Annotated in this window: 10 protein-coding genes; 8 read left to right on the top strand and 2 right to left on the bottom strand. The window is 38.3% G+C overall.

Annotated features, from left to right (window positions below; translation table 11 throughout):
* Positions 1–14: 14 nt before the first annotated feature.
* Positions 15–338, bottom strand: a complete 324-nt coding sequence (locus tag ATHE_RS11895; protein ID WP_015908685.1) for a cupin domain-containing protein — start codon at positions 336–338, stop codon at positions 15–17.
* Positions 339–705: 367 nt separating this feature from the next.
* On the opposite strand from ATHE_RS11895, the gene ATHE_RS11890 reads away from it, so the two are divergent.
* From ATHE_RS11890 to ATHE_RS11855, 8 genes are all read left to right on the top strand, one after another.
* Positions 706–1,800: a class II glutamine amidotransferase gene (locus ATHE_RS11890; protein ID WP_015908684.1), complete on the top strand. Its 1,095-nt coding sequence runs from the start codon at positions 706–708 to the stop codon at positions 1,798–1,800.
* Positions 1,797–3,305, top strand: coding sequence for a glutamate synthase-related protein (locus ATHE_RS11885; protein WP_013402129.1), 1,509 nt, complete (start codon positions 1,797–1,799; stop codon positions 3,303–3,305). Before ATHE_RS11890 ends, ATHE_RS11885 begins: the two co-directional genes overlap by 4 nt.
* 3 nt (positions 3,306–3,308) lie before the next feature.
* Complete coding sequence (locus tag ATHE_RS11880; protein WP_015908683.1) at positions 3,309–3,776, top strand: 4Fe-4S dicluster domain-containing protein; 468 nt, start codon at positions 3,309–3,311, stop codon at positions 3,774–3,776.
* Between the two features lie 21 nt (positions 3,777–3,797).
* Entirely contained in the window at positions 3,798–5,066 is a 1,269-nt protein-coding gene (locus tag ATHE_RS11875) for an NAD(P)/FAD-dependent oxidoreductase (protein ID WP_015908682.1), read from the top strand.
* A 1-nt stretch (position 5,067) separates the two neighbouring features.
* Positions 5,068–5,820 (top strand): GltB/FmdC/FwdC-like GXGXG domain-containing protein, encoded by a 753-nt coding sequence (locus ATHE_RS11870; protein WP_015908681.1) that lies wholly within the window; start codon positions 5,068–5,070, stop codon positions 5,818–5,820.
* A gap of 123 nt (positions 5,821–5,943) precedes the next feature.
* Positions 5,944–6,405 (top strand): HD domain-containing protein, encoded by a 462-nt coding sequence (locus ATHE_RS11865; RefSeq protein ID WP_015908680.1) that lies wholly within the window; start codon positions 5,944–5,946, stop codon positions 6,403–6,405.
* A 97-nt stretch (positions 6,406–6,502) separates the two neighbouring features.
* Complete coding sequence (locus tag ATHE_RS11860; RefSeq protein WP_015908679.1) at positions 6,503–8,068, top strand: L-lactate permease; 1,566 nt, start codon at positions 6,503–6,505, stop codon at positions 8,066–8,068.
* Between the two features lie 336 nt (positions 8,069–8,404).
* Positions 8,405–10,720, top strand: coding sequence for a glycoside hydrolase family 3 N-terminal domain-containing protein (locus ATHE_RS11855; protein ID WP_015908678.1), 2,316 nt, complete (start codon positions 8,405–8,407; stop codon positions 10,718–10,720).
* A 67-nt stretch (positions 10,721–10,787) separates the two neighbouring features.
* Here ATHE_RS11855 and ATHE_RS11850 read toward each other — a convergent pair whose 3' ends face one another.
* Positions 10,788–12,791, bottom strand: coding sequence for a rhamnogalacturonan lyase family protein (locus ATHE_RS11850; RefSeq protein WP_015908677.1), 2,004 nt, complete (start codon positions 12,789–12,791; stop codon positions 10,788–10,790).
* Positions 12,792–12,965: the final 174 nt, after the last annotated feature.

Genomic DNA, 12,965 nt, shown 5'->3' with positions numbered 1-12,965 from the left:
TTATGCTTTATAATTCATGGTTCATACTGATGCCCTTTTCGCTTTTTACCCATCAAGGGGCCTTCTAACCAAAACATTGTTGTGTCCTCTAAAGCTTCTACAATTTCGTGAAAGTCACCCATCTTGGTCCAGAGCATGTCACCTTTTTCGAGTATGTATTCCTTATCTTCTGAAATCACTTTCACTTTTCCTTCAAGTACAAAATAATACTCATCACAGTCATGCATATGCTTTTCAACAATATTTTTCTGGCCTTTTTTATAATAGACAATTCCCCATGAAGAAAATCCCGGGTCGCCAAACAATGTAGGTTGCTCTTTTATATTTCGTTTTGGCATTTTCTCACCTCTAAAAATTCATTTTTCGGTTAACTGTGTTATAATTAAATTCTAATCTATAACCATTACAATTAAAATATGCAATCAAAATTTTTTATCATTTATCTTCCTGCATAAAGGTTTACAAGCTTCGCATCACAATTGCAAGTTTTTTGTTTTAAACTTGCAGCTTACAAAAAATTATCCTCAATTTATTATTGATTGTTTAATAATTTACTGCTATAATTAAACTTAACCCATTGTATACATGTATGAATATTGTTTTTTGTATGCAAAAGTTTTTTATATGCAAAAGATGTAATTTTTTTAGAAGTAAAAAACTCAATAGTAAATAATTTTCAATTTATATACACAGGAGGTATAGAAATTGTTAAGGGAAGGGCAAGTTAGAATTCCGTCTGGTTGTGCTATTTCGGGGTTTATTAATAAAAAGGGTGTTAGAATTTCTGGTACAGACATCATCAATTCCATTGCTATCATGAAAGAAAGAGGAAATGGACTTGGTGGTGGATTTGCAGCGTATGGAATCTATCCTGACAGAAAAGATTGGTATGCTTTTCACCTATTTTTTGATGATATAAAGGCAAAAGAGGATACAGAGCACTTTTTAAACCAGAACTTTGAGGTATTGGAAAGCGAAGTAATTCCAACAAGAAAGGTTTCAAGCATTCAAAACAGTCCAATTGTCTGGAGATATTTTGTAAAGCCACTTGAGAAAAGATTGAGAGATACAGAAAAAACAGAAGAAGATTTTGTTGTTGACAGTGTAATGTTTATAAACAGTAGAATTGACGGTGCATATGTATTTTCAAGTGGCAAGAACATGGGTGCATTCAAAGGTGTTGGATATCCAGAGGACATAGGCGAGTTTTTCAGGATTGACGAGTACAAGGCATATATCTGGACAGCGCATTCAAGATTCCCAACAAACACGCCAGGCTGGTGGGGCGGAGCTCACCCGTTTACCCTGCTTGACTGGTCAATTGTCCACAATGGCGAGATTTCATCATATGGCACAAATTATAGATACTTAGAGATGTTCGGTTACAAGTGTACACTTAGGACTGACACTGAGGTTATGGCATACCTTTTTGACCTTCTTTTGAGAAAGCACAAGCTTTCTGTTGAGATTGCAGCAAAAGCCTTGGCAGCTCCGTTTTGGAGTGTGATTGACAGGCAGGACGAACAAGAAAGAGAAAAGCTCAGAGCAATAAGAGCAGTGTATGCATCTTGCTTAGTAAATGGTCCGTTTTCGATAATCTTGGGATTTTCAAATGGGATATTAGCTCTTAACGATAGAATAAAACTGCGACCGCTTGTTGCTGCGCAAAAAGGTGATTTTGTATATGTTGCATCAGAAGAGGCAGCAATAAGAGAAATCTGCAAAGACCCGGAAAAGGTTTGGATGCCCAAAGGTGGAGAGCCTGTATATGTTACTTTGGACGAAGGGGTGATAGTATGATTTCGCTATATGAAAATGAGTTTGAGGTTGTAAGGGACGAAACAAAGTGCATTCGCTGTAAAGTGTGTGTAAGACAGTGTGCAAACGAAGTTCATGAATATGATGAAGAGGAAGACAGAGTAGTGGCAGACTCATCAAAGTGTGTTGCATGCCACAGATGTGTTGTTATGTGTCCAACAAAGGCGCTTACTATAAAAAAGACAGAAAATGCATTCAAAGAAAATGCTAACTGGACTCCAGCTTATATAAATGAAATATACAAACAGGCAGAGACAGGCGGAATACTTTTAACTGGCATGGGAAATGATAAACCAATACCAATTTACTGGGATAGGCTTTTAATAAACGCAAGCCAGGTTACAAATCCGTCAATTGACCCCTTAAGAGAGCCAATGGAGCTGAAAACCTTTATTGGCAGAAAACCTGACAAGCTTGAGTTTGACGAGAACGGAAATCTAAAAACAAAGCTTCCGCCCCAGCTTGAATTAGAGGTACCTATTATGTTTTCTGCAATGTCGTTTGGTTCTATTTCACTAAACGCTTGCGAGTCTTTGGCAGCAGCAGCTGTTGAAGTAGGAACATATTGGAACACAGGCGAAGGTGGGCTTCATCAGAAACTCTATAAATACAAAGAAAGAGCAATTGTTCAGTGCGCATCAGGAAGATTTGGTGTTGACGTTGACTATTTGAACGCAGGTGCGGCAATTGAGATAAAGATTGGTCAGGGTGCAAAGCCGGGAATTGGCGGGCATTTGCCTGGTGAAAAGGTTGGTGAAGAGGTATCAAGAACAAGAATGATTCCAATTGGCTCTGATGCTATTTCACCAGCTCCGCACCATGATATTTACTCAATTGAGGATTTGCGCCAGCTAATCTTTGCTTTAAAAGAGGCTACAAACTATACAAAACCTGTTGGTGTTAAAATTGCAGCTGTTCACAACGTTGCGGCAATTGCCTCTGGTATTGCAAGAGCAGGTGCTGACTTTATCACAATCGATGGTGTGAGAGGTGGCACAGGCGCAGCACCGCTCAGAATTAGAGACAATGTTGGTATTCCAATAGAACTTGCCTTAGCAGCTGTTGATTCAAGGCTCAGAGAAGAAGGAATTAGAAACCAGGTGTCCATAATTGTTGCAGGTTCAATTAGAAACAGCGCAGATGTTGTGAAGGCTATAGCACTTGGTGCTGATGCGGTCTACATTGGAACAGCAGCGCTAATTTCATTGGGATGCCATGTTTGCCAGAAGTGCCACACAGGTAAATGCAACTGGGGAATAGCAACACAGGACCCTGTTTTGGTAAAAAGACTCAATCCTGAGATTGGAGCAAGAAGAGCAGCAAACCTTTTGAAGGCTTGGAGCCATGAGATAAAAGAGATGCTGGGCTTGATGGGAATAAATGCTCTGGAGAGTTTGAGAGGAAACAGGCTGATGCTCAGAGCAGTTGGACTTACAGAGAAAGAGATGGAAATCTTAGGTGTCAAGCATGCAGGAGAGGGGGTATAAGCTTTGGCAAAAAAGATTTTCCCGAAAGAAGATGTGTGTGTAGGGTGCCACCTGTGCGAGGTTTACTGTGTGTATGCTCACTCTAAATACAAAAAACCAAATATAAAGGCTCATGAACTTGTAAAGCTTTATATAAAACATAAGGATTCAAAACCAACACCGAGAATTCTGATTGAAGAAAAAAGCGGAACATGGACCACATTTGCCCTGCAGTGCAGGCACTGCGATGACGCTCCATGTACAAAGGCATGTATCACAGGTGCAATGAAGAGGCTTGAAGATGGTAGGATAATCTGTGATGAGGAAAAGTGTGTTGGGTGCTGGTCGTGTATAATGGCATGCCCGCATGGGGCAGTAAGGCGTGGGGAGAACAAAAAAGCAGCGTCTAAATGTGATTTGTGTTTAGAGCTGGGCGAGCCTGCGTGCGTTAAAAACTGTCCAAACGAGGCCCTTGAAATCAAAGAGGTCTAAAAAAGGGGGAAGAGCTTATCAATGAAGTATGTTATAATAGGCAACTCTGTTGCTGCGTGCGGATGTATTGAAGCGATAAGAAAGGTTGACACGCAAAACCCTATTGTTGTTATATCAGATGAAAAATACAGGGTATATTCAAGACCACTCATCTCTTACTACCTTGGCGGGAAAGTTGACGAAAGCAAAATGTATATCAGAGATGAGGACTACTATGAGAAAAACAAGGTAGAGGCGAAACTTGGCAAAAAAGCGGTAGCAGTTGATTTCAAAAGCAGAGAAGTTATACTTGACGATGGTGAAAAGGTAAAATACGACAAGCTCCTTATTGCAACAGGTGGAAAGCCTTTCATCCCGCCAACAAAAGGGTTTGAACTCAAAAATGTGTTTACATTCATAAAGTTTGACGATGTAAAGGCGATAGATGAGGCTATCAAAAATGGTGCAAAAAAAGCAGTAGTAGTTGGTGCGGGACTGAGCGGGCTCAAAGCCGCAGAAGCGCTCATCAAAAGGAATTTAGATGTAACTGTTGTTGAACTTGCAAACAGGATTTTGGGTTCTATACTGGATTTGGAAGCGTCAAGGATAGTCCAGGACGAGCTTGAAAAGCATGGTATAGTTTTCAAACTCGAAACATCTGTTGATGAGATATTAGGCGATGGCAAGGTTGAAAAAGTAAAGCTCAAAAATGGTGAGGTTTTAGATTGTGATATAGTTGTGTTTGCAATAGGTGTTGTGCCAAATATTGACTTTTTGAAGGGAACAGAGCTTAAGATCAACCGCGGAATTGTTGTAAACAACAAAATGGAAACAAATATACAAGATGTTTATGCAGCAGGGGATTGTGCAGAAGGATACGACTTTGTGTTTGAGCAGCAAAGGGTAATTCCAATCTGGCCAAATGCTTATAATCAAGGTGAGACAGCAGGGTATAACATGGCAGGGGCCCAAAAGACATTTGATAGAGGATTTCCAATGAACTCAATAGGATTTTTTGATGTTCACATGATAACAGCAGGGATTGTTGTGCCAAACTCTGATGATATAGAAGTTTTGGTAAAACATGATAAGGAAAAGAATACTTACAGAAAGATATATCTCAAAAATGGTAGAGTTGTTGGCTTTATGTTTATAAACTCAATTGACAGAGCAGGTATGATAACTAATATGATAAAAGAAGGCTTTAACGTTGAGAGTATAAAACACAGGCTTCTTGACGAGGACTTTGGATATTTAGATTTGCCAAAGGAAATAAGGCAAGAGAAGATTTTAGGGGGTGCAAAAGCTTAAAATGAATCTTCATAAGCTTACCATAGATGCAAAAGGCATACATTACAAAGAATTGAATGAGATGATAGAAAATGCTTTGAATGAAGGGTATAAAGAGATAGATTTGATAAACGTAAACGGCCAGCGCTACATTGGCGATGGATTGACATTCCCGGATAGAAAACTTAACATCTATGGCACCCCTGGAAACGATTTAGCTGCGTTCATGAACGGGCTTACAATTGAGGTATTTGCAAACGGTCAGGATGGTATTGGAAACACCATGAATGCGGGCAAAATAATAGTTCATGGTTCTGCAGGGGATATTATAGGCTATGGAATGCGCGGCGGCGAGATTTTCATAAAAGGTGACGTTGGTTACAGAGTAGGAATTCATATGAAGGAGTATCAAGACAAGATTCCTGTATTGGTAGTTGGTGGGAAAGCAGGAGATTTTCTTGGCGAGTACATGGCAGGTGGAAGGATAATTGTTTTAGGTCTTACATTAAAAGATGGTGAGCCTATAACAGGGCTTTACTGTGGAACAGGTATGCACGGTGGTATTATGTATCTTCGCGGTCAGCTGCAGCCATATCAGCTTGGGAAAGAGGTTAAAGTTGTTGATATGGAAGAAGAAGATTACAAATTCATTGACAAATATGTTACAGAGTTTGTAAAGCATTTTGGATATAGCAAAGAGTATATAATGTCAAAGCCATTTTACAAGCTAATTCCTTACAACAAACGCCCATACGGAAAGCTGTATGCTTATTAATAATCCAGAATATGACATCTGGCCAGTGGCGAAAATTTTGCCATTGGCCGTTTTGTAATTTGGCAGAAATTTTACAAACAGGGGGTTGTACAGTGGATTTCTATTGATTCAATTGCACTTGAGATGATAAAATATTTCAAAAATGATGTGAGAAGAATAAACCATGCGCTCAAAGTATTTTCATTTGCAAGACTGATTGGAAAGGCGGAAGGTTTGGACGGCAAAAAACAGTATATTTTAGAAGCTGCAGCGCTTTTGCATGATATTGGGATTAAGATGTGTGAACAAAAGTACAACTCCACAGCAGGTCATCTGCAAGAGATTGAGGGACCAGAGGTTGCAAAAGAAATTTTGTCGCACATAGATGTTGAAAAACATAAACTTGAGAGGATTCTTTTTCTTATCGGCAACCATCATTCATATTCAAAGATAGATGACATTGACTTTCAAATCCTTGTTGAAGCAGATTTTCTTGTAAATATATATGAAGACTCTATGGACGTCGAAACAATAAAGAGTATAAAGCACAAATACTTCAAAACAAAGATGGGACTTTTCATGCTTGAAAAGATGTTTGAAGTATGAGGGTGTAGAACTGGTAGGATGGCCAGCTCAAAATGGGATTTTGCGCTGGTCTTGAGAATAAAATCTGTAGGATGGTAGAAGGGGGATTGATGGTAGTATGGATTTATTTTTAAGTGTCTTGCCAATTTTACTTGTCTTATTTCTTCTCATCTTTGCAAAGAAGACTGCAGATGTGGCAGGGCTTGTCGGATGGGTTGTAACAGCTTTGATTGCCGTTGTGTATTTTAAAACCTCATTTGATGTTGTTCTAAAATCATCTATTATGGGCTTTTTAGCAGCACTTCCTGTATCCTTAGTTGTTGTCACATCAATCCTGCAGCTCAATGTCATGGAGTCAGCAGGTGCAATGAGAAGAATTATTGTATTTGTAAAAGGTTTGTCAAAGGATGACAAAGTGTTTCAGGCACTTATTTTGAACGTGGGATTTGGGACCTTTCTGGCGGCAACCGGAGCTGTTCCTGTGACTGTGCTTCCACCAATTTTGATTGGGCTTGGTTATTCAACCTTTGCTGCAATTGCCCTGTCTGCAGTCGGGTTTGATGCGCTGTGTACATATGCTCTTCTTGGTACACCTTTGGTTGTATTTTCACAGATTGCAAATGTGGATTTGATAACAGCTGCAAGGTACTTTTTGCCGTTTGTTGGAGTTGTTTCATTTACAATATCACTTGCAATGCTTTTTATAATTGGCAATAGCAAGTTTGTCAAAAGAGGTTTTATCCCTGCCATAATTGTTGGGCTTACATCTTATGCAGCAGCAGAACTTGCAATTTTGGTAAAAGCGCCAGTTATCACTGGCATCTTTGCAGGAATCCTAATAATGCTTGTTATGATGGTAATTCTCAAACTTCTTGGTAAAAGAGTATATGACTCAAGCCATTTTACAGAGGAAGATAGAAAAGTTGAAAAGACAATGGGGATAATAAAAGCAACATCTCCGTGGATACTGCTGGTTGTCTTTATTCTCATTACAAATCTCATTACTCCTATAAGAGAATTTTTGTATGACAAACTTTCAATGCCGGTTGAAGTAATGAAAGGACCAAAAATAAAGCCTATTTTCACAAGAGTTATCTGGCAGTCGTACACATGGATATTGCTCTCAACAGTTATTTCAATCTTCATCTTCAAGATGAATGGCAAACAGCTAAAGAGTGTATGGGAAAAAACAAAATCCAGAATTCCAAAACCTTTCTGGTCTTCAACTGTGTTTTTCTTAATGGCATATGTTATGATGTACTCAGGCTATCAAAAGACACAAAATGGCTATGAACTTTTGAAAAGGGCGCACAACATTGTTTATGTGCTTGCAGAATATTCGGCAAAGGGATTCAAAAACATATATGCTTTTATTGCTCCATATCTGGGCATCTTGGGCGGTTTCATTACAGGTACTGAAACATCTACCATTGCCATGTTTGCAAAGTATACCATTGAAACCTCAAACTTGCTTGGGCTGTCTCCACTTTTGATGGTTGCAGCTGTTGCTTTCGGTGGTGGGCTTGCATCAGGTATTTCACCTTCAAAGCTTCAAAATGCAGCTGCTGCAATTGATGCAATTGGCGAGGAGTCAAAGGTATTAAAGACAACCCTTGTGGTTTCGCTTATAATGGCGTTTATTGCGGGGATAATTAGCTTTGTGTTAAGGAATTTTACAGTATAGTATTTTGAAAAAATTTAAGATTAGATTTTGATATGTAACTCATGTTAAAGAGTATTTTCTAAATAAAAGATTCAGAGGCAATATTTGATAGGCTGCTTGCAAAAAAGCAAGCAGCCTTTATTAAACTTTAATTTTGTAACTTTTACTGATAATATTTGAATAAAGTATTTAATATGAAATTTCATAAAATCACGATTGATGTTGAAAATCAAATGATGTTATAATTAATACAAATAGAATAATATTCATGCTTTTATTGTTTTAAATTGCTTGAAACCGCTTTCTAACCTCAGCACAAAGTTTTTTTGAAAATCATATTTGGAGGTGCAAGTAAAAGTGTCAATTGAAAAAAGGGTAAACCAGCTTTTGCAGCAGATGACAGTTGAAGAAAAGGTGTATCAGCTCACAAGTGTGCTTGTAAAAGATATTTTGGAAAACAACCAATTTTCTGAGGAAAAAGCAAAGAAAGTCATTCCTCATGGTATTGGCCAGATTACAAGGGTTGCAGGTGCGAGCAATTTCACACCTCAACAGGCTTTAGAGGCAGCAAACCAAATCCAAAAGTTTTTGATTGAAAACACAAGGCTCAAAATTCCTGCGATAATCCATGAAGAATCTTGTTCTGGTTTTATGGCAAGCAAAGCAACAGTATTTCCACAGAGCATTGGTGTTGCCTGCACTTTTGACAATGAACTTGTAAAAGAGATGGCAAAGGTTATAAGGCTGCAGATGAAAGCTGTAGGTGCGCATCAGGCTTTGGCACCACTTATTGATGTTGCAAGGGATGCACGATGGGGAAGGGTTGAAGAGACATTTGGTGAAGACCCATATCTTGTTGCAAATATGGCAGTAAGTTATGTTGAAGGAATTCAGGGCAAGAACTTTGAAGAAAAGATTATTGCAACAGGCAAACATTTTGTTGGTTATGCAATGTCAGAAGGTGGGATGAACTGGGCACCTGTTCATATTCCTGAAAGAGAGCTAAGAGAAGTGTATCTTTATCCATTTGAGGTCGCTGTTAAAGTGGCAGGATTAAAATCAATTATGCCAGCTTACCATGAAATTGACGGAATTCCTTGTCATGCAAACAGAAAGCTTTTGACCGAAATTGCAAGGAATGAATGGAGATTCGATGGAATATTTGTGTCTGACTACAGTGGTGTTAAAAATATCTTAGACTATCATAAGTCGGTTAAAACTTATGAAGAGGCAGCGTATATTTCTCTTTGGGCAGGACTTGATATTGAACTTCCAAGAATAGAGTGTTTTACTGAGAAGTTTATTGAGGCATTAAAAGAAGGCAAGTTTGATATGGCAGTTGTTGATGCTGCTGTGAAGAGAGTTTTAGAGATGAAGTTCAGGCTCGGACTTTTTGACAATCCATTTGTAAAAACAGAAAATATTTTAGAACTTTTTGACAATGAGGAGCAAAGAAGCCTTGCAAGAAAAGTTGCCCAAGAGTCTATGGTTCTTTTGAAAAACGACGGTATATTGCCACTTAAAGAAAAAGAACTCAAGAAAGTTGCTGTGATAGGACCTAATGCCAACTCAGTTAGAAATCTTCTTGGTGATTATTCTTACCCAGCACACATATCAACAACAGAAATGTTCTTTATGAAAGAAGAGGTTGACCTCGGCGATGAAGATGCATTTGTCAAAAAGGTTGTAAATATTAAATCTGTATATGAAGTTATAAAAGAAAGAATAGGTAAGCATACAGAGGTAGTCTATGCAAAAGGTTGTGATGTAAACTCTCAAGATAAGTCCAGCTTTGAAGAAGCTAAAAAAGCTGCCCAGGGCGCAGATGTTGTTATAGTTGTAGTTGGTGACAAGGCAGGGTTAAAACTTGACTGCACATCTGGTGAGTCAAGAGATAGAGCAAGCTTAAAACTTCCAGGTGTTCAGGAAGAGCTGATAGAAGAAATTTCAAAAGTAAATCAAAACATTGTTGTTATTCTTGTAAACGGTCGACCTGTTGCGCTCGAAAATTTCTGGCAAAAGTCCAAAGCTATTCTTGAAGCTTGGTTCCCGGGCGAAGAAGGTGCAGAGGCGATTGCAGATGTTATCTTTGGAAAGTACAATCCGGGTGGAAAACTTGCAATTTCATTCCCAAGAGATGTTGGGCAAGTACCGGTATACTATAGTCACAAACCATCCGGTGGAAAATCATGCTGGCATGGGGACTATGTTGAAATGTCTTCAAAGCCATTTTTACCATTTGGTTACGGTCTTTCGTATACAACTTTTGAATACAAAAATCTTACCATTGAAAAAGAAAAAATTACAATGGATGAGAGCATAAAAATCTCGGTTGAGATAGAAAATACAGGAAACTATGAAGGAGATGAGGTAGTTCAGCTGTATACAAGAAAAGAAGAGTTTTTAGTAACAAGACCTGTAAAAGAGCTAAAGGCATACAAGAGAGTTCACTTAAAACCTGGTGAAAAGAAGAAAGTTGTATTTGAAATCTTCCCAGACCAGTTTGCATACTATGATTATGATATGAACAGGGTAATCTCACCCGGCACTGTTGAGGTCATGGTAGGGGCATCTTCAGAAGACATAAAGTTTACAGGGACATTTGAGATTGTTGGGGAAAAGAAAGATGCAAAAGAAATCAAAAATTATCTTAGCCATGCATGGTGTGAATAAATTTAAAAATGATAAGGGACTGATGGTAATAAGTAGCGTCAGTCCCTTATTTTATAAGTACTATAGTTTAAATGTTATAAAAAGAGTACTCTCCTCTATAGTTTGAGCCATTTATAGTAGGGTATTTATTTGGAACAAGCACGTCTGATTTAATGCCATTGTCTTGCTGGGTATAAATATACATTTTCTTTTCGTCCCACAGCAATATCTCATCTCTGCCATCACCTGTCAAATCAATGCTATCTGCACAAAGGATTGGATGACCATCATCAGGGAAAGTTACAACCCTTCTTCCAAAACCATCAATCAGCCCACCATACTGAATATGACCGCTCAGAAGTATTAAATCTTTTCCGTCCCCAGTCCAGTTGACAGGTGTTATTATATTTCCAGGTACTGGTGATTCGAACTGATGCAGAAGATTCCCTTTACAATCAAAGATGTATATTATTCCTTGATATCCCCAGTATGTAGTTACGCATATCTCATAGCCTTTAAGATCAGGTCGGTAGTTCCCAACACTTATTCTTTGAGCATGACCTATTAAATGTCGCTTTATAATATTGCCTTTAAGGTCAGAGAGTATAAAGCCTTCATCACCACATGCCATCGCAATGATATCTTCATTTCTCTCAGGGTCAATTGGACCTATTACAATCTCATCAGTGTGGTCAGATTCAATGGGTAAAGTCCAGATAAGCTTTCCATCATGGTCTAAAAGATGATAACCTACAACAACCTCTTCTTTGCCATCATTATCAATGTCTTTGGTGAACATAAAATGTCCTGTGTTTTTGCCATTGAACTTCCACAGAAGATCAAGATTGTTGTCATATGCCCAAAGCCTGCTGTACCTATCTTTTACAATTATATCTGTTGGCTTAGATTTGCCAGTTAGGTTTGCAATTCTGATTGAGTCAATATTGACCCTATCAAAGGCATATTGGCCAAATGGCACAGAGTACAGTTTGTCAGTTTCATAAGAAAAGGGCGCAGGAATTTGCTTTTTTATTTTTCCTGTAAGAGAGTCTAAAATCATGATTTTAAAGTTTCTTGCAACAATTACCTCATCAACCCCGTCAAGGTCAACATCGCACACCTGAAAAGGAAGGTCAGCTGTAAGATATGCATGGTCTTTTTGTGAAGATGCTTCACCTATCTGCCAAAGAATTCTGCCATCTAAATCAATTGCGGTAAGGCAGCTGATATTGGCGTATGCATCTCTGTGCACCCGCTTTTGATGCTGGGCTATTACCATAAACTTCTGATTGTTTTCTGGTAAATTTCCAAATCTTATTTGCCTGCCTGCACCAAAGTTTTTAAAATCAATTATTTTCCATAATACCGGCTGAGGATACTCGCATTGAAGATTTTTTTCAACTTGAACCCAATTGTTTTTTGCTATCAAATAATTTTTATAAGCTTGATGGTTCATCAACACCCTGACATCTGTAAATTGTGCAGGCATTGTTGCTGTAATCCCGATTTTTCCTCTTGTATATGAGCTATCAATTGCTTCTACCATCTTTTTGTTGTCTACATATCCAATTAGTTTGCTGCCACAACATTCCACTTTTAGATTATAAAATGTATCGCAATCATAATTGAAATTGCAGAAAGCCAAGACTTCAAGATTTTCCTGGTCTTTTTTGATAAGTTTGAGCTTTTTGTCATGAAGCAAAAGAGCATAAAAACTGCGTGCATGTACATATCTAAACATCATTCCTGCATGGGCTGAAGGCAAGGTTGAAAGCATCCTAACTTGAGCCTCTACTATATAGTCTTGCCAAAACTCATCTCCTGTTACAAGCATTGGCCACAAATTCTTTAAGGCGGCGAGCACCCTTGTCTGTTCCATAAACTTTTTACCATCTTCCTCTGTCACAATCCAGGTAGGGCCACTTCCGTTCCAACCATGATATACAACAGGGTCGTACCATCTACCACGGTAACCTTCAGGAATATAACAATGATATTCACCCATGGCAGAGTGATTAGGGTCAAATGGGAAATTACCAATGGGAAAGTCTTTAAATGTTTCGTTGCGGACAAGCACCAGTTCTTCTTTCATCTTATCACACCTTCAAAATGGTCTTCTTTCTATAAATTATACCAGAATGTTCTTGCCTTAAGAGAAGATTCTTTTAAACATTTTAGAAATTTATTTTTTGTTGGACAAAAAAACTAAAAATATCCCATTGACAATCTTATCGTATTAGTGTATTATTTAATTAGTACACCAATA

The sequence above is a fragment of the Caldicellulosiruptor bescii DSM 6725 genome (assembly GCF_000022325.1).
GTDB lineage: Bacteria > Bacillota > Thermoanaerobacteria > Caldicellulosiruptorales > Caldicellulosiruptoraceae > Caldicellulosiruptor > Caldicellulosiruptor bescii.
Note: the sequence above shows the minus strand (reverse complement) of the source record. Positions and strands in the feature narration are given on the sequence as shown.